The sequence below is a fragment of the Pseudomonas sp. ABFPK genome (assembly GCF_001586765.1).
GTDB lineage: Bacteria > Pseudomonadota > Gammaproteobacteria > Pseudomonadales > Pseudomonadaceae > Aquipseudomonas > Aquipseudomonas asiatica.
This window is the reverse complement of the sequence record NZ_LQXW01000004.1, coordinates 120,222-145,264: the sequence shown is the minus strand read 5'-3', so window position 1 is coordinate 145,264 and position 25,043 is coordinate 120,222. Positions and strand designations below refer to the sequence as shown.

Below are 25,043 nucleotides of genomic sequence, written 5' to 3'. Positions count from 1 at the left end.
ATGGCGCAGGAATCACGCCTTGCGGTAACGATCGACTCGCGCGGAGCAAAGCGAAACGCCGATGACCTGGCAGAATCCCTGAAGGATGTTGAGCGAGCAGGCGAGGGCGCCACTACCAGCACTGAGGGCCTGTCCTCGAGTCTTGATGAGCAGAGAAGAGAGCTATCTCAACTGCTAGGCCAGATCAATCCGACGGTGGCAGCACTTGGCCGATTGGATGATATGCAGGAGAAGCTGGCCAAGTTCAAAGGGAACAATTTCCTCGATAGCGATACCTTCGACGAATACAGCCATCGCATCAACACCATGCGCGATGCCCTTGGCGAATCCGCCACGAGTATGAACAAGGCAGGGATGTCGGCCAAAGCCTACCAGGCGTCCCTGCGAGGCATCCCAGCGCAGTTTACCGACATCGTAGTCAGCCTACAGGCCGGGCAGCCACCTCTGCAGGTGCTGCTTCAGCAGGGCGGCCAGCTGAAAGATATGTTCGGTGGCGTAGGTCCGGCGGCCAGGGCCTTAGGTGGCTACGTCGCTGGCCTGGTCAACCCGTTCACCGCCGCGGCAGCCGCCGCTGGCGTGCTGGCGGTGGCCTACTACCAGGGTTCTGAAGAGACCGAGCGCTTCGCTAATGCGCTGATCGAGAACGGCAACGCTGCTGGGCTCTCAGCCAATCAGCTCGCTGATATGGCCAACCAGGTGGCGGCATCGAGCGGTACCGTTGGTGCGGCTGCTGGCGTCCTGACCCAACTGGCCGCCGCCGGCAATCCGCTGCGCACCATGTATGTGGAGATCACCCAGGCCTCGCTGGCCTGGTCGAAGCAGACCGGCCGGGATATCACAGAGGTCGTCCAGACCTTCAACGAGATCGGCAAGAACCCTGTCGAGGCCATCAAAAAGCTCGACGGCGAGCTGAATATCCTCACGGCGTCACAGTACGCCAACATCCAGTCCCTGCAGGAGCAGGGCAAGACGATGGATGCTGCGGCTATGGCGGCCGGCCTGTACGCCGAGGCCATTAACAGCCGGGCAGGGGAGATCGAGCGCAACCTGGGCACGCTGGAGTCCGCGTGGCAGTCCATCACCGGGGCGGCCAAGAAGGCCTGGGATGCGATGCTCGACGTTGGCCGCGATCAGACGATCGAGGACCAAATCGCCAACACCGAGAAACTGATCGCCCAGCGCAAAGGGGGCATCATCGGGTTCTTCGCGGGCGATGACGACCAGACCCTGCGCGGGCTCGAAACAAGACTCAAGCAGCTGCAAACGGCCCTGGCAAACAATGCCGCCAAGGCTGCGCAGGATGCCAGCAACAAGGCCACACAGGATGCCGGCAAGAAAGGCATCGACCTGATCAACTCGACCTACAAGTCGTCTTTGACCCAGACCCAGAAGCTTCAAAAGGAGCTGACGGACCTGGACAAGGCGCGCAAGGATGCCATTGCCGCTGGCGGCTTTAGTGCTGCTGAGGAAGAGAAGTACGCGAAGTCCCGCAAGAACATCGAGCAGGAAATCGCGGACATCAAAGCTCGCGAAGCGAAGAAGAACGCGCCGAAGGGAGTCAACAAGGGTGTATCGGAGGCGGAGACCACTTTCTCCCGACTGTACAACCAATACGACCCTGCAGCCCAGGCTGCACGCACTCTCACCAAGGAGCAAACCCAACTCCAGCTGGCTCTGGACAAGGGCAAGATCAGCCAAGACGAGTACGGTAAGGCGCTGGCCCAGGCCTCGCTGAACTACGCAGCAGCCATCAAGGGCGCGCAGGGGCTGACCCAGGCCGAGCAATACCGCGCCCAACTGGAGAAGCAGCTGTCCACGCAGCGCAGAGAGTACAGCATTGCGGCCGCCGGCGTGGGCATGGGTGATCAGCAAGCCCAGCGCATGCAGCAGCGCGTGCAGCTTGAGCAGCAGGCCAACGACCGAATTCTGCAGCTGCGCACCGAACTGGCCAACGCCACGACGGAGAAGCAGCGGCAGGAACTGCAGGCCCAGATCGACCTCGAGCAGGAGTATCTGCCCAAGCGGCTGGAGGCGCTGCAGTCTGGGTTCGCTCAGTACGATGCGGCCATCTCCAGCCCTATCAACGGCTGGAACGCGGCGCTGGCCAACTTCCAGACAACCGCGGCTAACGTCGCCGGACAGAGCCAGGCCCTTTTCAGCGGTGCCTTCAGCAGCATCCAGTCCAGTGTCGGCGGCGCGTTCCAGGCCATGACGCTGGAAGGTCAAACTTTCGGCGAATCCGTCACGAATGTTACTCGCAGCCTGGTCGGCAGCGTGGTCAACTCGCTCGGGCAGATGGCTGCGCAATGGGCGGTCAATCAAGCTATGCAGGTGGCATTCGGGCAGACCTCGGCGGCAGTCGCCGCGCAGCAGATCGCCCAGGTTGGCGCCGTAACAGCCGCAGAGACATCAGGTGCTGCGGCAGTGGCCACTGCCAAGGTCGCTGCGGATGGCGTGGCCACTGCATCCAGCATTGCCGCGACAACCGCAACTACCACTGCTCAGACGGCGGCGGCGGCCACAACTGCTAGCGCCTGGTTGCCAGCGGCACTCGTTGCCTCCATCGGCTCCTTCGGTGCTGCAGCTGTCGTTGGTGGTACCGCGCTCCTGGCTGCGTTCGCGCTCATCAAGGGCTTCGCCACGGGTGGCTATGTCTCAGGTCCAGGCTCAGGCACCTCCGACAGCATCCCGGCGCGTCTGAGTAACGGCGAGTTCGTAGTGAACGCCAAGGCAACCGCGCGCAATCGCGAGCTGCTGGAGGCGATCAACTCGAACGAGAGGGTCTCCTTCGCCGGCGAAAACATCTCGCTCAACAAGGTGCAGGCAAACGGCCAGATCCAGCAGCAGGCAGCCCAGCCAAGCGTCACCGTGAACCTGATCGAAGACCGGTCCCGTGCCGGCACTGTTGATCAGCGCACCGGTGACGACGGCCAACTGCAGATCGACGCCTTCGTGGCTGACATCTGGGGTGGGGGCGAGCGGGCCCAGGCCATCGAAGCGGCCTACGGGCTTTCGCGCAACCCAACGTAGGTAGATCCCATGATTACCGAAACTGACGAGGCCGACAGCGGGGCGGGCGCAGCCGTGCCCGAGCCCGTTGTCCCGGCTGATGAGAAAGAACTCCTGCTGCAAAGGCGGCTCGCCCGCATCGAGGAAGCGCTGGGCCTCAGCCCGCTCACCTAAAACGCAAACCTCAGCTGAGGAATGGCAATGATTCAATACCCGGCAGAATTGCCACTTCCGCTGCAGGATGGCTATGGCTACACGACAGTTGACCCAATGCGCGCTACGCCGATGGTCACCGGCCGCCGCCGGTACCGGAAGGTGCGCAGCTATGTTCCGTCTGAACTGACGTTCAACTTCGTGTTTGAAGAGGATGAGGCGGCATTCTTCGAGGCGTGGTATTCGCGAACGCTGAATGATGGGCTGGAGTGGTTCGAAATGCCGCTCCAGCTGCCGGCCGGCTTCACCACCTACCAGGTCCACTTCATCGGCATCTACGGGAAAGTTGAACTGACCCAGGTGAAGCGCTGGCGGTACTCCATCAACGCCGAATTGAAGCAGCGTCCGCTGATTCCCGAAGGCTGGGAGCAGTTCCCAGAGTACTGGTTCAACAAGAACGTCATCGACGTTTCGGCGAACAGGGAGTGGCCTGAAGCATGAGCCTTATCGAGGAGTGTTACGCCTCGGGCAGGGGCGAGCTGGTCGACACCATTGAAGCCAGGAAGGAGGGAGGCGCCGTCTCCCACCTGTACTGCTCGGGCTGGGAAGACCGGGTGTGCACCACCGAGGACGGCCGCACGCTGACCTTCATCGCGATGGCCATGGACCTTGCCCTTCCCAAGAATGACAACAGCGCGTTCCAGAACCTGGTGCTCGGCCTGGACAACGTGACCGGCGAGGTGCAGGAAGTCGTAGAGGAGGCCAAGGCGGCCGGCGACCGCTTCATCATCACCTTCCGCCGCTACCTGGCCGAAGACCTGTCGTTCCCGCAAGAGCGGTACCGCATGACGCTGCTCAGCCGGGAGTATGAGGACAACGTGGCGAAGCTCACCGCCGGCTTCTTCGACCTGCTCAACACCAACGGCCTCCGCACCATCCTGACAGCATCCCTGGCACCCGGCCTGAAGTACATCTGACCATGATCGAAAAATTCAAACGCGCCCCGTATCGCGAGGGTGCGCGGGGGCCTTTTGCCTTCGATTGCTGGGGGCTGTGTATCGCCGTGCGCCACGAGGTTTTTGGCCTGCCGTTGCTGCCCAGCCTGGGCGCCGTGGGCAAGGACAAGCTCAGGGCCAATACCGCCGCTTATCACGACCTTCGCCAAGGCATGGAGGAGTGCCCCCCGGAGCCGGGGGCCATTGCCGCCGTGTTCCGCGGCGCGCTGTGCCTGCATGTCGGCGTGGTGGTGGAAAGCGAAGGGCGCCTGAAGGTGCTGGATACAAACCCCGGCGGCGCCTGCCTCCGGACAACTGGCGAGTTCGAAGCCGCGCATCCAAGGGTGGTGTATTACCGTGATCGAGTTCTACCCGAACAAGCTGAGTGATACTGCGCCGCTCGGCACCTGGAATACAGACCGCCGCATGTCCATCGAGTCGTGGTTGAAAAGCCAGGCTCCATCGTATGAGCGCCGGGAGAGCCCACCAATCAGCGTTGTCCTCAATGATGAGGTGATCGAGCAGCACCTGTGGCACAAGGTGAAGTTCAAGCCGTCCGATCTGCTCCAGATCTACCGAGAGCCAAAGGGCACTGACCCGTTTTCCATCACGTTCGCGCTGTTCAAGGGCGCCAAGGCGGTGCTGAAGGCGATCATGCCCAAGATGCCGGGCATGCCGTCCAGTGCAGGTACGCAGCAGGGCGACCCCCTGATGGACGCCAGCGCCAAGGGCAACAAGGTCAAACTCGGTGACCCTGTTCGGCAGATTGCCGGCCACCAGCGGGTCTATCCGTCGTACCTGGCCCAGCCGCGCCGGGCATTCCTGGCGCCGCGGGACCAGCGCGTGGAGATGCTGCTGTACATCGGCGAAGGCGAGTACGACGTGCCGCTGGCCAAGGTCAAGGTGGGGGAGACCCCGCTGATCTCGCTGGGCGCGGATGCTACGTTCACCATCTACCCGCCTGGCGCCGACCTGTCCGGCGATCCGGCCCACATCAACTGGTTTAACGCTCCAGAGGTTGGAGCCAGTTCCAGCGGTTCGGCCGGCCTTGAACTGACCATGGCTACCGAACTGACCAGGTCGGCCACCGCTTCGGCGTACCAGTTTGATGGCGACACGATCAGCGTGCCTGCAGGCTCCGGCCAGTTCCCGGCCGACTGGTCGAACGGGATCATCATCCGCGTGCTCGCCCCGTACACCTACACCGTCATTGACGGCGGGGCCGGGCGCGACATCGTGCGCGGGCCGCTGGAGATGCTGAACCCGACCCCTGGCATGCTCATCGAGGTTGCCGGGGCGAATGCTGGCCTGTACGTCGTGCACAGCTACACGCCATACAGCCCAGCCGTGCCGGCCAACCCTGGCACGGCTTCGACGCTCACCGGGTCGGCGGCGCCAACCCGGTACGACTTCAACGTCACCCCGCTGAGCTTCACCCTTTTCCGTGGCGCGACCAGCTACCCGATCACGCTGAACACTGCGACCACCAACCTGTCCGGCCTGGTATCGGCGCTCAATACGCAGTTCAGCGGCAAGCCGTTCCAGGCGCAAGTGAGCGGCAGTGTGCTGCGTATCGTCGAGCTGACGCCGTTCGCCGGCCAGGCCATCACCGCTACCGGTGCCTCCACCATCCTGGGGGCGTCGCCGGTAGGTGTCACCGGCACCGCCACCACCAGCGCTATCCCCGAGCAGCCGGCCGAGATGACCCTGGACTATGACGGCGGCTCGCCGGTGGTCGGCCTGGCACTGGGTCAGGGCCTGGCAACCATCGGCCCGCGCGGCCTGCGGTACCGGATCACGGCCTTCAGTACGAGCCTGCTCGAGGTGGAGCGCCTGACTGCATCCGGCTCTACCGACACCGACTGGCCAGGCTTCAACGCCATGCAGACGGTCAACGGACTGATCACCCTGGACGCATCGAACCTGCAGGGCGGCTACCGCGGCCCGTTCGCCTGCTGTCCGGAGAGCGAGAAGGTCACCATGATCGAGTGGTCGGTCACCTACGCCAATGGCCTGTGCGGCATCGGACGGGAAGGGCAGATCTACGAGATCCCGACCTACTACGCCTTCGAGTATAGGGACATGGATGTGGCTGGCGCCTGGACCGTCATTGAGCTGATGAAGACGGGTGGCTCGCTGGATGCCCAGGGCTTCACCGACCGGGTGATACTGCCATACCCAATGCGGGCAGAGGCCAGGGTCCGCAAGCTGTACAAGGACCGCCCGGGGCGAATCAACGACGAGGCCCGGGACGACGCAACCTGGACGGACCTGCGCGGGAAGATGCAGAACTCGCCAACGAGCTATCCGATGACGGTCATCACCTGCAGCATCCGCGGCGGCGACCGGTTGTCAGCGCAATCGGAGAGCCAGGTAAGCGTCGAGGCTACCCGTATTCTGCCGCTGATGGAGGGCGGTACCGGGCCAACACGTGACATCGTTCCGTACTGCATCCACCAGCTGAAGCAGCGCGGATACACTGACGATGACCTGGACCTGCCTGAGTGGCAGGCTTTCCACGAGATCTGCGTGGCCCGGGGCGATACCTACGACGAGACGCTGGACGCGACGATCACTGTGAAGGACATGGTGAACAACGCCCTGGCGTGCGGGTTCGGCGAACTGGTGACGTTCCGGGGCCTGCTACGTCCGGTACGGGACAGCGCCCGGGCAGCGTTCGATGTCACCTACGGTCCGAAGACGCAGACCTACTCACCACAGAACATGACCAAGATGTTGAAGATCAGCGGCGCCATGCCATCGATCAACGACTTCGACGGCGTGGATGTAGAGTTCTTCTCCCGCACCACCTGGGCGTGGGAAACGGTCGAGTGCCGCTGGCCTGGAGACCTGGGCAACAAGGTCGAGAAGATCAAGATGCCCGGCATTAGCGACAGGACCAGGGCCTGGCGCATCGGCATGCGCCGGCGCGGCCACCAGAAGTTCCGGACCGACGTTTACACCTGGGAAACGGAGATGGACGGAAGCAACAGCGGCTATCTGAGCTTCGCCGCGGTTGCCGACGACAGGCCGAGGGGGTGCCAGAGCGCGATTCTGCTGGCGTTCGAGGTGACGGGGGCGGGCACGCTGCTGATCTCGTCAGAGCCATTGGATTTCAGCGCCGGTGGCGAGCACCTGATCGGGTTGCGCAGGTTGGGCGGCACGCTTTCAGGCCCATGGACCGCCGTGCGGGTGGATCCGTACACGGTGCGTGTCGATGCCCTCGACTTCACGCCGGAGGTCGACGGCCCACTGGAGCCGCCACACATCCTGTTCGGCCCGGCCTCGCGCTGGGCATACCCAACCCTGATCACCAGTTCCGACCCAGCCAACGGCAACGTCGCCATGAAGGGCATGCCCTACGACGCCCGCGTTTACACCTACGACGACCAATTCCAGCCGGCCTGACCGGAACCCTTAATCGAGCATGCCCGCCACCGAGCGGGCTTTTTTATGCCCGGAGAATCTATGCGATACAACACTGGCAACCCGGTTGGAACCGATGGGTCGAGCAGTCCGTTCGACCTCCACGACAACTCTGCCAATATTGACCTCTTTGCCAACGGTGACGAGCCAGCTTATCCAGATCGACTCGGTCAACTCCGTAAGTCGATTTCTGGAATGGAGAGTGAGTTCGACAGCGCCCAGGCCGAGCGAGCGGCAGAGTTCGATGCCTCTCAACAAGACAAGGAAGATCGGTTCAATGACTTTCTCGTGTCTTCTGCCTACCAGTTCATCGGCGAGTACGCATCGGGACTGGTGGTTAGTGAATATAACCAGATTTTCCAGAAAGATGGGCAATTCTACCGTGCCAGCCCAAGCACGGCATTGCCGTACACGACCACCGGTACCTGGGCCTCGGAATCTTCCAAGTTCATTCCCGTTGGGGATGCTGCCTTGCGCCAAGAGTTGGCCTCGGGCAACACCGGATCCGGTGCGGAGATGGTGGAGTTCGCCGGTCGGACAGTAGAAGCAAAGCTAAGAGACAATCCTAGCCCTAGGGACCAGCCGTATTCTGCAGTCGGTGATGGCGTAGCAAACGACTCGGCTGCTTTTACAGCATTCGAGGCTGTTGTCACCGGGCGAGTCGTTGATCTTTCTGGAAGGACCCACCTGGTCAATTCTGCGCCGAAAAAGAACGCATACATCAACGGCAGATTCAAAATTGCTGGATTCACCCGTAATTCGTCGAACATATCTGCGTTTTCGTATCAGCCCCCGTTCGTTCACCGGTTCGGCGGGCAGCTGTCTAAGCTAAAGGTCTCGCTTTCCAACCCGCTGGAGCAGATTACCAGCGTTGCATTCATCGGGGATTCGATTACCTGGGGGGTTGGTACCGGTGAGGAGTCGACGTCTTCGCCGAATACTGCGCTGCTCACTGCCGCGCGAGATGATGCAGGGTCGTACAGCTGGGTCAACATCCTAAAAAAGTACATCGGCGAGCGATATGCCTTCGGCGCCGTGCAGGTAAACAGCAATTGGGCTGGGTCCCCGAGCGGGCAGGCCATTGCCCAGTTCTCCTATAATCGATTTGTTTTTCCCCGCCGTGGAGATTTCACCGTAACGCAGGCAGCTGGTGGCAGCATGTCGATAACCGAGCAGTACTCGACGAGCATCGAGGGTACGCGTGCAGTAATGATCCTCGGCAACGGAAACGCAGGGGTTGAGTCATCGCACTCTATCAAGTTCAAGTTCACTGGGTTCTCGTTCGTTCTTGGGTTCACCTGTCAAGAATCTACAGCAAGCTACTATGAACTCCTGATCAACGGCGTTTCGCAAGGTGTATTCAGCACTCACGCCGGAGTCGATGGGTTTGTAAACAACACGCGTAACAACTACCGCACCCACACCTTCGCAAAAGTAGTAAATGCGGACATCGAGATCAAAACGCGCAGGAACGGCGAGACAGGTCTGCGAGAGATTTATCTGCAGAGCATCAAATTTAACAAGGTCATCAACCTGATCAATCAGGGGATCATCGGCGTGGCTACGCGCTGGTATATCAACTTCAACATGGGCGCGTTCACGGATCAGTACGGTAGCACTTGTGACTATGCGATCTGCCAGCTCGGTACCAACGATCGGATATTCCAGAGCAATGCGCCTGGGGGGATGAATCAGTTTGTTTATGACCTGAAAGAATTCCTGGATACGGCGCCAGCCGCAACAACCAAGATTCTGATGTGCGCAAACCCAGCGGTCAACGAGGACCCTACCGTCTACTCGTTCAACATGCAGGATGTTCGCGGGGTGATTACCAGGGTTGCAAAGGAGCGTGGGCTGGACATGATCGATAACTACGCTGCAATGTCGGCTCTCGACCCGTCAATCGTAGCCAGTGATGGGCTTCATCCAAACATACTCGGACACTCACTGATAGCAAGGAACATCATAAACGCGCTGGAGTCCGCCTGAGCTGATCATGATTGAAATTGCGGCGATATGGTGGCAGGATTGCAGGCTTTCTCCTGGCGAGTATCGATCATGAAAGGAATCAAAGCATTCGCAGTGCCATTCATCTACGCGGCAACCGCGGTGGTGGTAGTGGTGGCGCTTTTGGCGGGAGAGCCAGAGGCTCGTTTTGCGTCGTCTCAAGAGTTCGCGACGTGCGTTGAGTCGCAGGTCCCGTGCTCTGCCATCTGGTAAAGCAGATTGACAGATACAAAAAAACCGCTTATAGCGGTTTTTTTGTTACATATTGACCGTCTACGATTTGCATCACCACCGCTCCACTCGCGGGAAAATCAGATCCCCTTCGTATCTGAACGGTATGGCTTGCTCGATGGCTATTGGTCATTTTTTCCAGGAGCTGAAAAGTTTCTGGTAGCGAACAGCAATGGGGCAAATCTCATCGCGTAGTTCGCATGCCGCAACAGCAAAGTTGACTGCGCGCTGTTGCCCGTAGTCTTTTATGTGTGGGAAGCCATCAGCGTATGAGAAATACCCGTTCTGAATAAACTTGGGAAGCTCGTCACGCATAGTGTCAAGCCCTTGTGATATAGGCTTGTCATACTTGTTTGTTTTGCTGATGCCTTTCCATTCGTACATTGTCGCTACAACGAAGAAGTGACCATTTATTACGCTAACATGCCCGTCAGGAAGGTCTTTAGACACATATTCTGCGAACCAGGTATTCCCTTCTTTGGTCTTGAAAGAATAATTATTTACAATCGTGTCGAGGTAGTCGTTGATCAACCAATCGTTAGATGTATCACCAGTCACATTCCTGATGTGCATCAGGCCGACTGCGATGGCCGCGTTTCCGAATGCAGAGTACCACGGCGCAGAAATCGGATACTTGTCGAAGATGTATTGGTATCGATAGATGACACGATAATTCCCTTCGTCATCGACGATCGAGTTTGCATGCATCTCGTCCATCAATGCTTTTATGGTTGCCTGAAGCCTCGGCTTATCGCTGGCAATGCTCTGGAGCGCCCCAGCGTTCGACGCCCACACATAGGGCGACCACCGTGATGGGTTTTGCGCCTGCTCGTACAGATTGGCAGATGCTGCCCACGTAGGGTTGCTGTGAGCCTGCAATGAAAGGGGCTTTAGCATCTCGCCAGGAGGGAGGGTATTGAAATTGTCCTGCTTCTCACACGCCCCTAACGCCAAAAGTGCAGCTAGCACAAGGGCTCTTGCCTTAAACATGTCCATTCCTTTGCTGGTATCTAAAGCTCGAATTCTACATGAGCTGGCACTTTGCATGCACTGTGATTGAATTTCAGATCAGGCAAGTAGGCCAATTTTAAACGAGAATCAAATGCGCATCATCAAGCAGTAGTTGCATCAAATCCTGCCCAAGGCCCGCCCAGTAGCGGGCATTTTTTTGCCTGGAGAAAACCCATGACCCAATCCCAACCCCGGGGCGTGCGCAACCGCAACCCCGGCAACATCGACTTCAACCCGCGCAACGACTGGCAGGGCCAGATCGGCAAGGAACCTGGTGGCCGCTTCGCCATCTTCGACACGCCCGAGAACGGTATCCGCGCCCTGGGCAAGTTGCTGATCAACTACCGGGGCAAGGACGGCATGCCCGGTGTGGGCGGGAAGGGCATCGACACGGTGCTTGAAACCATCAACCGCTGGGCGCCGAGCAACGAGAACGACACCCAGGCCTATGCCGGCGCCGTGGCCAAGCGCCTAGGCGTGCGCACCACTGATCCGATCAACATCAAGGACCCGGCCACGCTGCGCGGCATGGTGCTCGGCATCATCGTGCACGAGAACGGTGGCAACCCGTACAAGGACCAAGTGATCGACGAAGGCGTGCGGAGGGCCCTGGCATGACTTGGCTCGGCGCGGTGCCGGCCTGGTGCTGGTGGCTGATCGCCCTGGTGCTGGTGGCCGGCGGTCAGCAGTATCGGGTTGTGATTGCCGATGGCGCTGCGGCTGATGCCAGGGCTGAAACTGCCAAGTCCGACAAGGCCCTCTCCGACTACCGCCTGGAGGTTGCGGAGCGTGACCGGCGGGCCGCGGCCAAGGCCAGGACCGAAGAACAGCGCCGCCAGGCCGTGGCGGACGAGGAGGGTGAGAGTGCAAGACAACAACTGGAGCTGGCCCAAGGCCGTGCCGCTGGCGCTGAGTCTGCTGCTGACGGGCTGCGCGGGGAAATCGCCCGATTGCGGAATGGCCACCGAGCCACCTGCGATACCATCGCTGCCCAGCAGCGCCAGGCAGGAGCCTCTGCCATCGTGGTGCTCGGGGGATTGCTTGAAGAGTCTGACCGAATGGCGGGAGACCTCGCAGCAGCGCTTGAGAGAAGCCGAATAGCTGGGCTGGCCTGTGAGGCGGTGGTCGACAGGATGAAGTTGACCCGCTGACCGGCAGTTGCCCATGAGCCGCTATGGTGGATACGATACTGTATCGATATACAGTATTGGTGCAGCATGTACTTCCTCCTCGTTCGCCGCCGCGTGAATGGCGTGGCCATCCCTTCCGATCAGCTCAGGAAGATCCAGCCCATGCGGGCCGACATCCACATCGGTGACCACCACAGTGAGCCGCTGGGCCGGGTTTCGACCCAGGCATGGGTGTTCAACCCGTCCCCCGGGCCCGACATCATCCCCCGGCTGCACGACGCCAAGCTCAATGGCATGGCCCAGCTCGGGATCAACATCAACGGTGTCGAGGAAATCGATGGCGTTCTGTATGCCCAGTCGTGGTGGTGCCGGGCGGTGGGCGATTATGGCAACTGACCTGCCGCAGGCCTGGCTTGATGAGCTGAACGACCAATTCGCGCTGATTACCGATCCCGAGGGGCGCGCCGCCGTGCTTGATGAGATGGCCTATGCCGCGCGCCGGCGGCGAGAGGTCGATGACGGCGACCTGGTCGACATGCTGGAGATCGTCGAGTCGGCAAGGCTATGGGCGCTCCAAGGGAATGAGTGATAGACCACCAATCAATCCTTTGGTGGCAGCACCATATCGGCCCAGGTCTGCATCATGTCGCGGCGCTGCTCTATATATGTGGCGTGGTTGTACACATCACGGATGGCGCTGCTGTCGGCGTGGGCAAGTTGACGCTCGATCCAGTCCTTGTTGTAGCCACGGCTGTTCATCTCCGTGGAAAATAAGTGCCTGAACCCGTGGGGCGACTGCCGGCCGGTATAGCCGCAACGATCCAGCAGGTTTACCGCGTAGTTGATGCCGATCGGCCGTACCGCGTCAGACCGGTTTGGGAACACATACTTCATCCCGCCGGAGATCGGCAGCATGGAGCGTAGGATTTCCAGGGCCTGGCGCGACAGCGGTACCACATGGTCGCGGCGCATCTTCATCTTGGCGGCCGGTATCGACCAGGTCGCTGTGTCCAGGTCGATCTCCGCCCATTCAGCTTTGCGAACCTCAGCCGGCCGGCAGGCTGTGAGGATCAGCAGTTTGGTGGCCCACTGCAGTTGCAGCCCTGACTGGCTTTCCTCGATGGCCTTGATGATGGTCGGCATTTCCGAGAAGGCGAGGAACGGCCTGTTTTTGTGCGGGGCCATCCTCTCGGTGACAGTGTGCATTTCCGCCGTGGGGTTGTTCTCGATCATTCCGGTGGCGATCGCATACCGAAAAATCTGGCCAATCCACTGCCTGGTCTTTACGGCCGTGGTCACCGAACCTCGGCGCTCAATGCGGCGAATCAGCGTGATCACATCGGACCGCTTGATCGAATCGATCTGACGCAGGCCGAACGCCGGCAGCACATCCAGCTCCATCGCATTCGAAATGATCTTGACCGTCGATTCGGTCAGGCTTCCCTTCCTGAATTCCAGCCACTCGTCGTAGACGCGGCGGAATGTCCTCTCCTGGGCGCCAAGGCGCTCTGTCTTCTTCATCCTCCTTGATTCGCGTGGGTCTATTCCCTGCGCAACCTCTTCGCGCGCCTCGTCCCTTCGCGCACGTGCCTCCTTCAAACCGATCTCTGGGTACGTCCCAAGGGAAATCCTGGCCTGCTTGCCGAGCCAGGTGAACCTGAAATGCCAGCTCTTTACGCCGGTTTCGGCGATGTACAGCGTGAGCCCTAGCGAGTCCGCAAGGGTGTAGCCCTTTTCCCGGGGCTTGGCCTGCCTGGCCGCGGTGTCCGTGAGCGCCACTAGTACATTGCCTCTCGCTGTGTGTTGGATGTACTGGATGATGTACTACGTTTTTGGGATTGGGAAGGTACAGCGTGGTACGAGGCGATACGCCAATGACGCCGCATTCAGGGCGCCATGGCTGTCTATGGTATCGCTCGGTTTTCGGCGGGAATCCACTGTGGAATCCTTGAAGATTTCCACGCTGTCATAACTCTATGTGAATCAAGAATGCGCGCAGTCTACCAGCATGGCCGCTACAAGGCTTGCAGGCGTTCATGCAACCGCCCGGTGGCAATCAGCTCCAGCAGCTCGTCGCCCAGCCGCTGGCTCTCGGCAATGGCCTTGTACCAGTAGCGCTTGCGGCCAGGCGCATCGCCCATGAAACGCTTGAAGTCATTGCGGTCGGGCAGCTTGCCGTAGGGCAGGGCAGCCAGGTACTGCGGCGAGGGCGTCATCAGCAGCACGTTCTGCAGGCGGGTGGCATCGCCCTTGCGCCAGGGCAGGGCCTTGTCGAACCAGCCGGGTACGACCTTGTCGGTGAAGTGCGGGTACAGCACCAGGTCGTCGCCGCGGTAGGGCAGGTCGAGGTGGTAGTCGAGCAGGCCGCCGTCGCGGTAGGTGCCTGCACCTGCACCAGGGATGTCTTTCACGCCTTCCATGACCATGGGGATGGAGCCCGAGGCAAGCAGGGCATGGCGCAGGTTGGCCAGGTCCAGCGGCAGGCAGCGCGAGGGGAAGTCGGTCAGTGCGTCGAGCGGCGGCGTGGCGCGGCCGTCGTGCAGGATGACGCGCTCGAAGTGCCGTGCCAGGCGCGAGCGGCCGAGCAGGTTGCTGGCAATCACCGAACCCAGGCCGAGGCCCAGGCGGCCCCGATGGTCGTGGGCGAGCTGGCCATGGCTCTTCACCACCAGGATGTTCAGGCGATAGTGCGGGTTGGCCAGCAGCTGGCTGTCGCGGCCTTGCAGCAGGTCATCGAGCATGTGTTGGCAGCTGCGGCTGATTTCGGCCGGGGTGACGCCCTTGGCGAAATCCTGCTCGGTGTACAGTTCGCCCAGGCGACGGATGCCTGCGACCGGGTCGTCGAGGCAGGCACTGGCAAAGCGCCAGGCGCCGATCGAGGCGCCGATCAGCGCACGTTGGCGTGGCGCCGACGGCAGCCACTCACCGAACAGCGCCAGGTCCAGGCCCTGGATGCCCAGCGGCTTCGGCCCGCCAGCCGCACCCGGTAGCACACCGACATCGGCCGCCTGCAAGCCGCGCTCGCGGACCTGCCGCAGGGCACGTTGGCCGGCCTTGAAGGTGAGGGCGGGGTATTTGATGTGAATGGCGCTCATGGCGGATCTCTTGGGCAGCAGGCGGTCATTATAAGGCTTCATGCGAATACCCTGTGGAGCGGGTTCACCCGCGAAGCATGCAACGTGGTGTATGGCACCGGCTGCACCGGTGTTCGCGGGCCAGCCCGCTCCCACAGTGACCGCGCAGGATTCAGTGATGGCGAGACAGCAGCCTGACCTGCGCTATCATGGCGCCAGTTGTTTTCAGGTTGAATTAAGGACCGGTGGTTAATCTTAACCCCGTAGACAACTTGCACAGTTCTCAGGAGAGAAGAACGATGAAACGCATGACTGCCCTGTTCACCGTAGCCGCCGCCCTTGCCCTGGGCGCCCATTCCGCCATCGCCAAGGATGTGCAGCCCGACGAAGTGGTCAAGCTGGTAAATGCCAAGACCGTCAAGTCGCTGGATGAACTCAAGGCCGCCGCCGTGGCCAAGCACCCAGGAGCCACCGTCACCGACTCCGAACTTGAAGATGAGTACGGTCGCTACGTCTACAAGGTCGAGCTGCGCGACACGCAGAACGTCGAATGGGACGTGGCGCTGGACGCCAAGACCGGTGAAGTGCTGAAGGACGAGCGGGACAACTGATGTTCCACCTACTGCGGCCGGCGCGCTACTTCGCGCTGGCGCTGCTGGCCGTCTGTTCCCTGGCCGTTGCCCGTGACCTTGACCAGGACGAAGCCCTGGAACTGCGCCAGAAGGGGATCATCCTGCCGCTCGAGCATCTGTTGGAGACCGCCCTGGGGCGTCACCCCGGGGCGCGCCTGCTGGAGGCCGAGCTGGAAGAAGACGACAATCGCTACGAATACGAAGTCGAGTTGCTGACAGCTGAAGGCGTGGTGCGCGAGATCAAACTCGATGCCAGCAGCGGTGCCCTGCTAAAAGACGAGGAAGACGACTGAATGCGCCTGTTGCTTGTCGAGGACAATGTACCGTTGGCCGATGAACTTACCGCAGGCCTGCAGCGCCAGGGCTACGCCGTGGATTGGCTGGCCGATGGCCGCGACGCGGTGTACCAGGGCCAGAGCGAACCCTACGACCTGATCATCCTGGACCTTGGCCTGCCGGGCCTGCCGGGCCTGGAAGTGCTGGCCCAGTGGCGTGCCGCCGGCCTGGCCACGCCGGTGTTGATCCTTACTGCCCGTGGCTCGTGGGCCGAGCGTATCGAAGGGCTGAAGGCCGGGGCCGATGACTACCTGAGCAAACCCTTCCACCCCGAAGAACTGCAGCTGCGCATCCAGGCGTTGTTGCGCCGTGCCCGTGGCTTGGCCAACCAGCCAACGCTGGAAGCGGCCGGCCTGCACCTGGACGAAAGCCGGCAGTGCGTGAACCGTGACGGCGTGGATATCCAGCTGACCGCCGCCGAGTTCCGCCTGCTGCGCTACTTCATGCTGCATCCGCAGCAGATCCTGTCCAAGAGCCACCTGGCCGAGCACCTCTACGACGGTGAAACCGAGCGCGACTCCAACGTGCTGGAAGTGCACGTCAACCACTTGCGACGCAAGCTGGGCCGCAGCGTCATCGAGACCCGCCGCGGGCAGGGCTACATCTACGCCGGGAGCGCCGCGTGAAGTCGATCCAGGCGCGCCTGAGCCTGGGCCTGGTGGCGGTGCTGGTGGTGGTCGGCCTGGTGCTGGCGCAGCTGACCCTTTGGTTGTTCGAGGTCGGCCTGCAGCGCTACCTGGAGAATGGCCTGCGCAAGGAAAGCGAAAACCTGCTGGTGGCCCTGGTGCGCGGGCCTTCGGGTCTGCAGCTGGATGAGCGGCGTATCTCGGCCGCCTACCAGCGGCCGTTTTCCGGCTATTACTTCCGCATCGATTTCGATAAAGGCACCTGGCGTTCCCGGTCGCTGTGGGATCTGGACATGCCCAAACCCGCCGCGCCGGGCCTTTCCGACAGCCACGAACTCGGCCCGGAAGGCCAGCAACTGCTTGCCCTGCGTGCCGACTACCGGCGCCTGGGCCAGGACATCTCGATCAGCGTGGCACAGGATTATTCACCGGTACGCGAAGGTTTCCGGCGCCTGCAGCAGATCGGCCTGGGCATGGGCCTGGTGGCGCTGATCCTGGTGCTGGTGTTGCAGCGCATCACCGTGACCCGCTCGCTGCGGCCGCTGGAGCGGGCACGCCAGCAGATCGCCCAGTTGCAGCAGGGCCAGCGCTCGCAGCTGGATGCCGAAGTGCCCAGCGAACTGGCGCCGCTGGTGGGGCAGATCAACCACCTGCTGAGCCATACCGAAGACAGCCTGCGCCGCTCGCGCAATGCCTTGGGCAACCTGGGCCATGCATTGAAGACGCCGCTGGCGGTTTTGCTGAGCCTGGCCTCCAGCGAGCGCCTGAAAGACCTGCCGGATGTTCGCGCGCAGATGCGCGAGCAACTGGAGCAGATTCAGCAGCGCCTGGCGCGTGAGCTGAACCGTGCGCGGCTGGCGGGGGATGCGCTGCCTGGTGCGCAGTTCGACTGCGACGTCGAGCTGCCGGGGCTGCTGGGGACACTGGGCATGATCCATGGCGAGGGCCTGCTGCTGGCCAGGGATGTGCCGCCCGGGCTGCTGCTGCCGTGGGACCGCGAGGACTTCCTGGAACTGCTCGGCAACCTGCTGGACAACGCCTGCAAGTGGGCCGACAGCGAGGTGCGGCTGGGTATCGCGCCGAGTGCCGATGGCTACCAGGTGTGGGTCGATGATGATGGCCCCGGTATCCCCGAGGGCCAGCGGCAGCAGGTGCTGGAGCGCGGCTCGCGGCTGGACGAGCAGGTAGACGGGCACGGGCTGGGGTTGGGCATCGTGCGCGATATCGTCGAGGCCTGGGGCGGGCGCCTGGCGCTGCTGGATAGCCCGTTGGGCGGGCTGCGGGTGAGCATAGACTTGCCGCGCAAGGCTCGGTAATACCGGGGTCGCTTTGCAGCCCATCGCCGGCAAGCCAGCTCTCATAGAACAACACATGACTCATTGGTTCGGCGAGGTTCTGTAGGAGCAGCCTTGTGCTGCGAAGAGGCCGGTACTGACAAAGCCTGTCTTTTGCTTGTACCGGCCTCTTCGCAGCACAAGGCTGCTCCTACAAAGGACGCGTCAGACGAGCGATACTTGTTCTCTGCGCGACAGCGCAGCCCAAAAGGGCTGGGTAATCTCCCACAGGGATCGCGCCAACTTTTAGAATTTGAGCAAGACAGTTGCTCCCGCGCCACCCGCATCGACCTCAAGCCATGTGCAGGACCCTGTGGGAGCTGGCTTGCCGGCGATGGGCTGCAAAGCAGCCCCATTGTGGGAGCCGACAAGCATGACCCCATGGGCCATATCACCACTGCAAAAAAATTGCAGTACAGCCGCATTTTTTTGAATTAGCCCAATCTCACCCCACCCGGCAAAATTCCCCCACGAAACCTTGCGGTTTCCATCTCTCCACGGACGGAGCCCCTTGTGCTATTGCGACCGCAATACGAGGCCCAGGCCACCTCGGCTGGGCTTTCTTTTTAACCAGAAAAAACTACAGATTCCGATTACCTACATGCCTGCCTCGCGTTTCGAAAGTCGTTTGCAGCGGCTGTTGCCAGCGCCCCTGAATATTCCCCCCAAAGAATGGTTGCGTGCCGGTATCGGCGCGTTGTTCGGCCTGTTCCTCGCCGGCTGGCTGACCAGCATGGCCTACGGCCCCAGCATTGCCTTGCACCTGCTCGGCCCGCTGGCGGCTTCGGCCGTGCTGGTGTTCGCCGTGCACTCCGGCCCGTTGGCCCAGCCCTGGCCTGTGCTGGGCAGCTACGCCCTGGCCGGTGCGGTCGGCCTGGCCATGCGCCAGGGCTTCGGCCCGCAGCTGTGGGTTGCCGCTGCAGCCCTGGGTATCTCGATTCTGGTGATGTGCCTGCTGCGCTGCCTGCACCCGCCAGGCGGCGGGGTGGCGGTGAGCGCGGTGCTGGCCGACCCCGGGCTTACCGCCATGGGCGACCACCTGCTGGAGCCGGTGCTGCTCAACGCGTTGATCCTGGTAGCGGTGGCGATCCTCTACAACCGCCTTACCGGCGTGCGCTACCCGAAAGGCGCGGTGCCGCGCAAGGACCTGCACCACACCCATGACCCGCTGCCCAGCGAGCGGGTTGGCATCCGTGGAGAGGATCTGGACCAGGCCCTGGAAGAACTGGGCGAGTTCGTCGACGTCACCCGTGACGAACTGGAACGCATCATCCTGGCCACCGAGCAACACGCCCTGCAGCGCAGCCTCGGCGGCATCACCGCGGCCTCGGTGATGTCCCGCGACGTGCAGTTCGCCACGCCCGACACCACCCTGGAGCAGGCCTGGAAACTGCTGGCCAGCCACCACCTGAAAACCCTGCCGGTGCTGCAGCAGGGCAAGCTGGTGGGAGTAGTCAGCCTCAGCGATCTGGTCGGCCCGGCCATGCAGCGTGGCCGCTTCAGCTGGCGTGGGTTGTTCGGCCGCAAGACGGTGCGCATGGAGCAGGTGATGAGCCGCCGGGTAATCAGCGTCAGCAGCCAGCACCCGCTGGAGCGCTTGCTGCCACTGCTGTGCGAACAGGGCCTGCATTGCCTGCCGGTGCTCGATGCCGACCAGTTGGTGGGGGTGATCACCCAGACCGACCTGATCGCCGGCCTCAAGCGCCAGTTGCTTAGCGAGGCCGAGGCTTCAGATAAGCGGGTCCCAGCGTTGTGACCAGTCGCTGGCGCCGGCGGCCACCAGCCGGCGCAGGATGGCGAAGGCCTGTTGCAGGGCTTCGCTGTCGCGTTTGCGCGGGTACACCAGGAAGGTCGGGTAGGTGAATTCCGGCGCCTGCGGTACCCGCTCGAACACCCCGCTGTCCAGATAGGCCTGCACTACCCGCGTGCGGAAGTAACCACTGCCGCCCTGGTCGAGTATGAACTGCAAGGCCAGCGGGCCCAGGTTGAAGCTCAGCGCCGGGCGCGCGCAGTCGGGCAGGGCGGCATCGTGCTGGCGACGGAAGGCTTCTCCCCAGTCGATATAGATGTACGGGTCTGGCTGGTCGACCCGGCGCACACGTATCAGCTTTTCCTCCATCAGTTGCTCCACCTGCAGGCCCGGGCCGTAGGTCGGCTGGTAGACCAGCGCGGCATCCAGCAGGCCCATCTCGACCTTGCGCAGCAGCGATTCGCCGTCGCTCACCTCGCTGCGGATGGCATGGCTGGGCAGTTCGCGGTGCAGGGCACTGACCCAGTCGAGCAGCATCGGGTTGCCCAGGCTCACCTCAGCGCCCACGTGCAGCACTTGCTGGCAGCCTTGGGGCAGCGGGAGGTCGCGGCGCGCCGCTTCCCAGGTTTGCACCATCTGGTTGGCATAACTGACGAATGCCTCGCCGTCGCTGGTCAGGCTGGCGCCGTTGCGGCTGCGCACGAACAGCTGGCAGCCCAGTTGCTGCTCCAGGCGCTGCACCCGCGCGGTGATCGCCGTCTGTGACACGAACAGGCGTTCGGCGGCGGCGACCAGGCTGCCGCAACGCACGATTTCCAGAAAGGTACGGGCCTGATCGATGTCCATGAGCTGCTCGGTGGCTGAAAGGGTGGCCTATTCTAGAGGCTTTGCACCGTTATGGGGCGTTTCTGCGTTATCTGCAAATTTGCAGGTCGGTTGTGACTTTAGTCCCATGGCGGCGCGGGTGTAGCGGTCCATACTCAAGTTTCGCCCTTCAATAACAACAAGTACCGGGTTTCTTTCGATATGAGCTACCAGCACAGCTACGCCCATTCCATTTCCGACCCTGCCGCTTTCTGGGCGGAGCAGGCCGCGCACCTGGCCTGGCACCGCAAGCCGGCCCTCACGCTGCAAGAAAATGCCGACGGTACCCACCGCTGGTTTGCCGATGGCCGCCTGAACAGCTGCTACCTGGCCCTCGATCACCAGATCGAGCAGGGCCGTGGCGAGCAGCTGGCGCTGATTTACGACTCGCCGGTGACCGGTGTGCAACAGGCCTACACCTACCACCAACTGCGTGACGAGGTGGCGCGCCTGGCCGGTTTGTTACGCCAGTTGGGGGTGAACAAGGGCGATGGCGTGATCATCTACATGCCCATGGTGCCGCAGGCGGCCATGGCCATGCTGGCCTGCGCGCGGATTGGCGCAGTGCACTCGGTGGTGTTCGGTGGCTTTGCCGCCAACGAGCTGGCCTTGCGCATCGACGATGCCCGGCCCACGCTGCTGCTGACGGCCTCCTGCGGGCTGGAGTTCGACCGGGTAATCGAATACAAGCCGCTGGTCGATCGTGCCCTGCAACTGGCCCGCCACCAGCCGCGCAACGTGCTGGTGCTGCAGCGCCCGCAGGCGCGTGCCCAGCTGCAGCCAGGCCGCGACCTGGACTGGCAGGCGGCATTGGCCAAAGCCGAGCCGGTGCCACCGGTAGAACTGGATGCGGGTGATCCGCTGTACATCATGTACACCTCTGGCACCACCGGCAAACCCAAGGGCATCGTGCGTGAAAACGGCGGCAATGCCGTCGCGCTGTGTTACGCCATGCCCCATATCTACGGCATGCAGGCCGGCGATGTGTGGTGGGGCATATCCGACGTGGGCTGGGTGGTTGGCCATTCGCTGATCGTCTATGGGCCGCTGATGAGCGGCTGCACCACGGTGTTCTACGAAGGCAAGCCGATCCGCACCCCGGATGCCTCGGCCTACTGGCGGGTGGTGGAGCAATACAAGGTTAACGCATTGTTCTGCGCCCCTACGGCCATGCGCGCCATCCGCAAGGAAGACCCTGAGGGCGAGCTGATCCGCAAGCACGACCTGAGCTCGCTGCGCCAGTTGTTCCTGGCTGGCGAGAAGCTGGATTCCAGCACCCACGAATGGCTGGAACGGGTCAGTGGCAAGCCGGTGCATGACCATTGGTGGCAGACCGAGACCGGCTGGCCGGTCACCGCGCCCTGCGTAGGGCTGGAGGGCAGCGCAGCGAAGCCGGGATCGAGCAACCGGGCGGTGCCGGGCTACCACGTGCGCGTGCTGGATGACGAGGGCCACCTGCTGGGGCCCAACCACCAGGGTTCGATCGTCATCGCCCTGCCATTGCCGCCCGGGTGCAGCCAGACGCTTTGGGGCGACCACGAGCGTTACCTGCAGGCTTACCTGCGGACTTACCCGGGGTATTACCACACGGGTGACGGTGGCTACCTGGACGATGACGGCTTCGTCTACATCATGGGGCGCACCGATGACGTGATCAACGTGTCCGGGCACCGGCTGTCCACCGGCGAGATGGAAGACCTGGTGGCACGCCACCCGGCAGTGGCCGAGTGCGCGGTGATTGGCGTGCATGACGAGATCAAGGGGCAGGTGCCGTTGGCGCTGGTGGTGCTCAAGGACGGCGAGGGCATTGCCGAGGCGCAGTTGCTGGTGGACCTGGTGGGCAGCGTGCGCGAGGAGATTGGCGCGTTGGCATGTTTCAACCGGGTGCGGTTGGTGAAGCGACTGCCCAAGACCCGCTCCGGGAAGATTCTGCGGGCGGTGCTGCGCAAGATTGCCGACGGGCAGGACTATGTGCCGCCTTCGACCCTGGATGACCCGGCGGTGCTGGGGGAGATCGAGGCGGTGCTGGCGGATTTGCCCAGGGCTGGCTGAGGGTTTGACCTTGCTGGCCTCTTCGCGGGTAAATCCGCTCCTACAGGGATGTCACAGGCCTTGAGAACTGTGCAATACCTGTGGGAGAGAGGCCGGCCTGGTCAATACAGTTCTAGGGTCCTACCTGATGCAGCTGTCCCAGCCGGCTGCGCGTACGCATCAGGTCGGCAAGCGGCCCGCCCAGGCTTTCTTCCAGTGGCCGCTTGCCGATCACCAGCACCTGCCGGTCCTGGTCATACAGCACATCCACCAGGTTGACGAAGCGCTGCTGCGCCGCCAGGGAACATTCCGACAAGTCATCCAGCCCATCGATTATCCACTCATCGTATTGCCCGGCCAGCACCAGGTAGTCGATCACTGCCGTGGCCTTTTCGCACAGGTCGTCAAAGCCCAGCACCACCCGCCGGCCATCCACCGCCAGTGCGCGCAGCGGGCGTTTGTTCACTTCCAGCATCACCGGCTGCGGCTCGGGCACATTCAGCGCCTGGCGCTGCGCTGCATTGCCCGGCCAGACATAGTGGCCCCGGGTAAAGCGCTGATGTTCGCGGTTGGCCGGCAGGCTGCGGAAATCGGTATCGCCCCCCACTTCCAGCACTTCCATCGCGCTGTTGATCAGGCGGATCACCGGCAGGAAGCGCTCGTGGTACAGCGGGTTGGGCAGCAGCCCTTCGGGTGCATAATTGGACGTCACCAGCAGGAATACGCCACGACTGAACAACGCATTGAACAGCCGCGTGAGCAGCATGGCATCGCCAATGTCGTGCACATGGAATTCGTCGAAGCACAGCACCTGGCAATCACCCACCAGCTCGTCGAGGGTCGCGGCCAGTGCATCATCCAGCGCCCGGTGGCGGTGCATGCCTTGGTGCAGGCGGGCAAAGAAGTCATGGAAGTGCAGGCGCAGCTTGGCCTGCACCGGCACGGCCTGGAAAAAACCGTCGAGCAGCCAACTCTTGCCACGGCCCACCGAACCGTACAGGTACAGGCTGCGTGGCTGGCCCTGTTCGAGCTGCGCCAGCTGTTCGGCCATGCAGTGGATTACCCGGCGTTGGCCGTCGCTGAGTTGGTAACCGCGGCTGTGCGCCTTGTCCTCGAACCAGCCGAGCAGTTCGCTCTGGTTGGCGGCGGCGCCGCGCAGGCGTTGGCCAAGCTGGCGTAGCGGGGTAGGGATCCAGGCAGGCAAAAGCAAAGCTCCTTGGGCGATGGCAGGGCAGGGTGCAGCTTGCCCGAGGGCAGCCATTTTGACTAATACAGAAAGTGCGCGGCAATCATCGCCTGACGAGATAGGTTCGCCATGCAGGCGTACAGTAAAGGCTGGAACCGGTGCGAGGAGGGGCGAGCATGCACGCCGACTTTGATCTGCAGCGCTTCGTAGAGGCGCAGAACCCTGTGTATGACCAGGTGATGCAGGAGCTGCAGGCCGGGCGCAAGCGCAGCCACTGGATGTGGTACGTGTTTCCCCAGCTCGATGGCCTGGGCCACAGCGCCATGGCCGAACGCTATGCGCTGGCCGGTATCGACGAAGCCCGTGCCTACCTGGCTCATCCGCTGCTCGGCCCGCGCCTGCAAGCGTGCGTGACTGCGCTGCTGCAGCACCATGACAAGAGTGCCCGTGAAATGCTCGGCAGCCCTGACTACCTCAAGCTGCGCTCGTGCCTGACCCTGTTCGCCCAGGCCGCGCCCGGCAACCCGTTGTTCCAGCTGGCGCTGGTGCAGTTCTACGACGGTGAGCCGGACGCCCTGACGCTGGCCATGTTGCAGGGTTAGTTCAGGCCTTTTGCTCCAGTTGGCGCTCGATCATGTACTTCACTGCCAGCCGACGTTCTTTCAGGCGGCGCAGGTCTTCATCCTCGAAGTTGCCCGCCGAAATCGACTCGGCGGCCAGTACCTGGTTGTCGATGTCCATGTATTCGTCCAGCAGACGGTCCAGTGCCTTGTCCTGCTGTCGGCGCTGCTGGACGATTTCGCGCGGGTAGTGCAAGTCCTGGTAAAGATCGTGGGAGACAGGCATGGGGTCCTCCTTGGTCAATGCAGATGGCTCATCTGATTGGAAGGGAGGAATGCGATTGTGTTGAAGCCAAGCGGGCGGAAAGCGACGGATGGTCGCCTCGCCAACCACGAAAATGACTAACTCGCTGTTTTTTGGTAATTTTTTTTCATCAGGGGGTTCACAGACCGAAAGTTTGTTGTTAAAGTGCCGCGCATTCCAAGACAACAACCCAGTTGTCACTCAGTTGGAATTGTCAGAGCAGCAGATGCTGCATCCGATACAGGGGCGTCGCCAAGCGGTAAGGCAGCAGGTTTTGATCCTGCCATGCGTTGGTTCGAATCCAGCCGCCCCTGCCATTTTCTTGCTTCAAACGTATCTCGGTCCGGTGCTTGGAAAGACAAGCGCTGGGCTTTGTCGTTTCCG

23 protein-coding genes, 1 tRNA gene and 1 pseudogene are annotated in these 25,043 nt (G+C 62.1%); 19 read left to right on the top strand and 6 right to left on the bottom strand.

What is annotated here, in order from left to right:
• Genes WM94_RS04490 through WM94_RS04465 form a run of 7 tightly spaced genes read left to right on the top strand, consistent with a single transcriptional unit; the run spans position 1 to position 9,572 of the window.
• On the top strand, positions 1 to 3,030 hold the full coding sequence (locus WM94_RS04490) for a phage tail length tape measure family protein (RefSeq protein ID WP_061550547.1): 3,030 nt from the start codon (positions 1 to 3) through the stop codon (positions 3,028 to 3,030).
• A gap of 9 nt (positions 3,031 to 3,039) precedes the next feature.
• Positions 3,040 to 3,183, top strand: coding sequence for a hypothetical protein (locus tag WM94_RS30380; protein WP_177342347.1), 144 nt, complete (start codon positions 3,040 to 3,042; stop codon positions 3,181 to 3,183).
• A gap of 27 nt (positions 3,184 to 3,210) precedes the next feature.
• Positions 3,211 to 3,663 carry a hypothetical protein gene (locus WM94_RS04485; protein ID WP_061550546.1) on the top strand — a complete coding sequence of 151 codons (453 nt, stop codon included), beginning with the start codon at positions 3,211 to 3,213 and terminating at the stop codon, positions 3,661 to 3,663.
• Positions 3,660 to 4,139, top strand: a complete 480-nt coding sequence (locus tag WM94_RS04480; protein WP_061550545.1) for a DUF1833 family protein — start codon at positions 3,660 to 3,662, stop codon at positions 4,137 to 4,139. The genes WM94_RS04485 and WM94_RS04480 overlap by 4 nt, the downstream gene beginning before the upstream one ends.
• A 2-nt stretch (positions 4,140 to 4,141) precedes the next feature.
• The gene (locus tag WM94_RS04475) at positions 4,142 to 4,546 is read left to right on the top strand and encodes a hypothetical protein (protein WP_061550544.1); all 405 of its coding nucleotides are present in this window, start codon (positions 4,142 to 4,144) and stop codon (positions 4,544 to 4,546) included.
• Positions 4,515 to 7,565 carry a host specificity factor TipJ family phage tail protein gene (locus WM94_RS04470; RefSeq protein WP_061550543.1) on the top strand — a complete coding sequence of 1,017 codons (3,051 nt, stop codon included), beginning with the start codon at positions 4,515 to 4,517 and terminating at the stop codon, positions 7,563 to 7,565. Before WM94_RS04475 ends, WM94_RS04470 begins: the two co-directional genes overlap by 32 nt.
• Positions 7,566 to 7,625: 60 nt before the next feature.
• Positions 7,626 to 9,572: an SGNH/GDSL hydrolase family protein gene (locus WM94_RS04465; RefSeq protein ID WP_061550542.1), complete on the top strand. Its 1,947-nt coding sequence runs from the start codon at positions 7,626 to 7,628 to the stop codon at positions 9,570 to 9,572.
• A gap of 378 nt (positions 9,573 to 9,950) precedes the next feature.
• On the opposite strand, the gene WM94_RS04455 is transcribed toward WM94_RS04465, so the two are convergent.
• Positions 9,951 to 10,811, bottom strand: a complete 861-nt coding sequence (locus WM94_RS04455; RefSeq protein ID WP_061550540.1) for a D-glucuronyl C5-epimerase family protein — start codon at positions 10,809 to 10,811, stop codon at positions 9,951 to 9,953.
• A 195-nt stretch (positions 10,812 to 11,006) separates the two neighbouring features.
• Here WM94_RS04455 and WM94_RS04450 point away from each other — a divergent pair, with 195 nt between their 5' ends.
• The 4 genes and pseudogenes from WM94_RS04450 to WM94_RS04435 all read left to right on the top strand — a co-directional run.
• Complete coding sequence (locus WM94_RS04450; RefSeq protein ID WP_061550539.1) at positions 11,007 to 11,450, top strand: structural protein P5; 444 nt, start codon at positions 11,007 to 11,009, stop codon at positions 11,448 to 11,450.
• A complete protein-coding gene (locus tag WM94_RS04445; protein ID WP_061550538.1) occupies positions 11,447 to 11,983 on the top strand; it encodes a DUF2514 family protein in 537 nt (178 codons plus the stop codon). Before WM94_RS04450 ends, WM94_RS04445 begins: the two co-directional genes overlap by 4 nt.
• A 66-nt stretch (positions 11,984 to 12,049) precedes the next feature.
• Positions 12,050 to 12,358: a hypothetical protein gene (locus WM94_RS04440; RefSeq protein ID WP_061550537.1), complete on the top strand. Its 309-nt coding sequence runs from the start codon at positions 12,050 to 12,052 to the stop codon at positions 12,356 to 12,358.
• Positions 12,348 to 12,536: pseudogene (locus WM94_RS04435) on the top strand (hypothetical protein); the annotation flags it as partial. The gene WM94_RS04440 and the pseudogene WM94_RS04435, both read left to right, overlap by 11 nt.
• Before the next feature lie 26 nt (positions 12,537 to 12,562).
• Here WM94_RS04435 and WM94_RS04430 read toward each other — a convergent pair.
• Both WM94_RS04430 and WM94_RS04425 read right to left on the bottom strand, forming a co-directional pair.
• Positions 12,563 to 13,741 carry a tyrosine-type recombinase/integrase gene (locus WM94_RS04430; RefSeq protein ID WP_061550535.1) on the bottom strand — a complete coding sequence of 393 codons (1,179 nt, stop codon included), beginning with the start codon at positions 13,739 to 13,741 and terminating at the stop codon, positions 12,563 to 12,565.
• 236 nt (positions 13,742 to 13,977) lie between these two features.
• Entirely contained in the window at positions 13,978 to 15,057 is a 1,080-nt protein-coding gene (locus WM94_RS04425) for a patatin-like phospholipase family protein (protein WP_015269721.1), read from the bottom strand.
• Positions 15,058 to 15,335: 278 nt separating this feature from the next.
• Between WM94_RS04425 and WM94_RS04420 the strand changes: the two genes are divergently transcribed.
• The 5 genes from WM94_RS04420 (at position 15,336) to WM94_RS04400 (ending at position 19,720) form a co-directional block, all read left to right on the top strand.
• Positions 15,336 to 15,647, top strand: coding sequence for a PepSY domain-containing protein (locus tag WM94_RS04420; protein WP_003256549.1), 312 nt, complete (start codon positions 15,336 to 15,338; stop codon positions 15,645 to 15,647).
• Complete coding sequence (locus tag WM94_RS04415; protein ID WP_061550534.1) at positions 15,647 to 15,961, top strand: PepSY domain-containing protein; 315 nt, start codon at positions 15,647 to 15,649, stop codon at positions 15,959 to 15,961. Before WM94_RS04420 ends, WM94_RS04415 begins: the two co-directional genes overlap by 1 nt.
• A complete protein-coding gene (locus WM94_RS04410) occupies positions 15,962 to 16,630 on the top strand; it encodes a response regulator transcription factor (protein ID WP_013971919.1) in 669 nt (222 codons plus the stop codon).
• The gene (locus tag WM94_RS04405; RefSeq protein WP_013971920.1) at positions 16,627 to 17,946 is read left to right on the top strand and encodes a sensor histidine kinase; all 1,320 of its coding nucleotides are present in this window, start codon (positions 16,627 to 16,629) and stop codon (positions 17,944 to 17,946) included. The genes WM94_RS04410 and WM94_RS04405 overlap by 4 nt, the downstream gene beginning before the upstream one ends.
• Positions 17,947 to 18,565: 619 nt before the next feature.
• Positions 18,566 to 19,720 carry an HPP family protein gene (locus WM94_RS04400; RefSeq protein ID WP_061550533.1) on the top strand — a complete coding sequence of 385 codons (1,155 nt, stop codon included), beginning with the start codon at positions 18,566 to 18,568 and terminating at the stop codon, positions 19,718 to 19,720.
• Here WM94_RS04400 and WM94_RS04395 read toward each other — a convergent pair.
• The gene (locus WM94_RS04395) at positions 19,694 to 20,560 is read right to left on the bottom strand and encodes a LysR family transcriptional regulator (RefSeq protein ID WP_047932629.1); all 867 of its coding nucleotides are present in this window, start codon (positions 20,558 to 20,560) and stop codon (positions 19,694 to 19,696) included. The genes WM94_RS04400 and WM94_RS04395 overlap by 27 nt on opposite strands.
• A 180-nt stretch (positions 20,561 to 20,740) precedes the next feature.
• Between WM94_RS04395 and WM94_RS04390 the strand changes: the two genes are divergently transcribed.
• Positions 20,741 to 22,630: a propionyl-CoA synthetase gene (locus WM94_RS04390; RefSeq protein ID WP_061550532.1), complete on the top strand. Its 1,890-nt coding sequence runs from the start codon at positions 20,741 to 20,743 to the stop codon at positions 22,628 to 22,630.
• Between the two features lie 112 nt (positions 22,631 to 22,742).
• Here the strand turns inward: WM94_RS04390 and zapE are convergent, their stop codons facing one another.
• A complete protein-coding gene (gene zapE / locus WM94_RS04385) occupies positions 22,743 to 23,813 on the bottom strand; it encodes a cell division protein ZapE (RefSeq protein ID WP_061550531.1) in 1,071 nt (356 codons plus the stop codon).
• A gap of 158 nt (positions 23,814 to 23,971) precedes the next feature.
• On the opposite strand from zapE, the gene WM94_RS04380 reads away from it, so the two are divergent.
• Positions 23,972 to 24,397 carry a DUF1810 domain-containing protein gene (locus WM94_RS04380; RefSeq protein ID WP_003256418.1) on the top strand — a complete coding sequence of 142 codons (426 nt, stop codon included), beginning with the start codon at positions 23,972 to 23,974 and terminating at the stop codon, positions 24,395 to 24,397.
• 1 nt (position 24,398) lies between these two features.
• Here WM94_RS04380 and WM94_RS04375 read toward each other — a convergent pair whose 3' ends face one another.
• Positions 24,399 to 24,641 (bottom strand): DUF465 domain-containing protein, encoded by a 243-nt coding sequence (locus WM94_RS04375; RefSeq protein ID WP_013971925.1) that lies wholly within the window; start codon positions 24,639 to 24,641, stop codon positions 24,399 to 24,401.
• 260 nt (positions 24,642 to 24,901) lie between these two features.
• Between WM94_RS04375 and WM94_RS04370 the strand changes: the two genes are divergently transcribed.
• Positions 24,902 to 24,976: transfer RNA gene (locus WM94_RS04370), tRNA-Gln, on the top strand.
• The last annotated feature ends 67 nt before the right edge of the window (positions 24,977 to 25,043 follow it).

Bases quoted from the DNA above. Each gene is read 5' to 3' on its own strand.
- WM94_RS04450 (WP_061550539.1), top strand. From the start codon at position 11,007: ATGACCCAATCCCAACCCCGGGGCGTGCGCAACCGCAACCCCGGCAAC.
- WM94_RS04415 (WP_061550534.1), top strand. From the start codon at position 15,647: ATGTTCCACCTACTGCGGCCGGCGCGCTACTTCGCGCTGGCGCTGCTG.
- WM94_RS04480 (WP_061550545.1), top strand. From the start codon at position 3,660: ATGAGCCTTATCGAGGAGTGTTACGCCTCGGGCAGGGGCGAGCTGGTC.
- WM94_RS04395 (WP_047932629.1), bottom strand. From the start codon at position 20,560: ATGGACATCGATCAGGCCCGTACCTTTCTGGAAATCGTGCGTTGCGGC.
- WM94_RS04400 (WP_061550533.1), top strand. From the start codon at position 18,566: ATGCCTGCCTCGCGTTTCGAAAGTCGTTTGCAGCGGCTGTTGCCAGCG.
- WM94_RS04390 (WP_061550532.1), top strand. From the start codon at position 20,741: ATGAGCTACCAGCACAGCTACGCCCATTCCATTTCCGACCCTGCCGCT.
- WM94_RS04490 (WP_061550547.1), top strand. From the start codon at position 1: ATGGCGCAGGAATCACGCCTTGCGGTAACGATCGACTCGCGCGGAGCA.
- WM94_RS30380 (WP_177342347.1), top strand. From the start codon at position 3,040: ATGATTACCGAAACTGACGAGGCCGACAGCGGGGCGGGCGCAGCCGTG.
- WM94_RS04420 (WP_003256549.1), top strand. From the start codon at position 15,336: ATGAAACGCATGACTGCCCTGTTCACCGTAGCCGCCGCCCTTGCCCTG.
- WM94_RS04440 (WP_061550537.1), top strand. From the start codon at position 12,050: ATGTACTTCCTCCTCGTTCGCCGCCGCGTGAATGGCGTGGCCATCCCT.
- WM94_RS04425 (WP_015269721.1), bottom strand. From the start codon at position 15,057: ATGAGCGCCATTCACATCAAATACCCCGCCCTCACCTTCAAGGCCGGC.
- WM94_RS04485 (WP_061550546.1), top strand. From the start codon at position 3,211: ATGATTCAATACCCGGCAGAATTGCCACTTCCGCTGCAGGATGGCTAT.
- WM94_RS04445 (WP_061550538.1), top strand. From the start codon at position 11,447: ATGACTTGGCTCGGCGCGGTGCCGGCCTGGTGCTGGTGGCTGATCGCC.
- WM94_RS04375 (WP_013971925.1), bottom strand. From the start codon at position 24,641: ATGCCTGTCTCCCACGATCTTTACCAGGACTTGCACTACCCGCGCGAA.
- WM94_RS04455 (WP_061550540.1), bottom strand. From the start codon at position 10,811: ATGTTTAAGGCAAGAGCCCTTGTGCTAGCTGCACTTTTGGCGTTAGGG.
- WM94_RS04465 (WP_061550542.1), top strand. From the start codon at position 7,626: ATGCGATACAACACTGGCAACCCGGTTGGAACCGATGGGTCGAGCAGT.
- WM94_RS04475 (WP_061550544.1), top strand. From the start codon at position 4,142: ATGATCGAAAAATTCAAACGCGCCCCGTATCGCGAGGGTGCGCGGGGG.
- WM94_RS04380 (WP_003256418.1), top strand. From the start codon at position 23,972: ATGCACGCCGACTTTGATCTGCAGCGCTTCGTAGAGGCGCAGAACCCT.
- WM94_RS04410 (WP_013971919.1), top strand. From the start codon at position 15,962: ATGCGCCTGTTGCTTGTCGAGGACAATGTACCGTTGGCCGATGAACTT.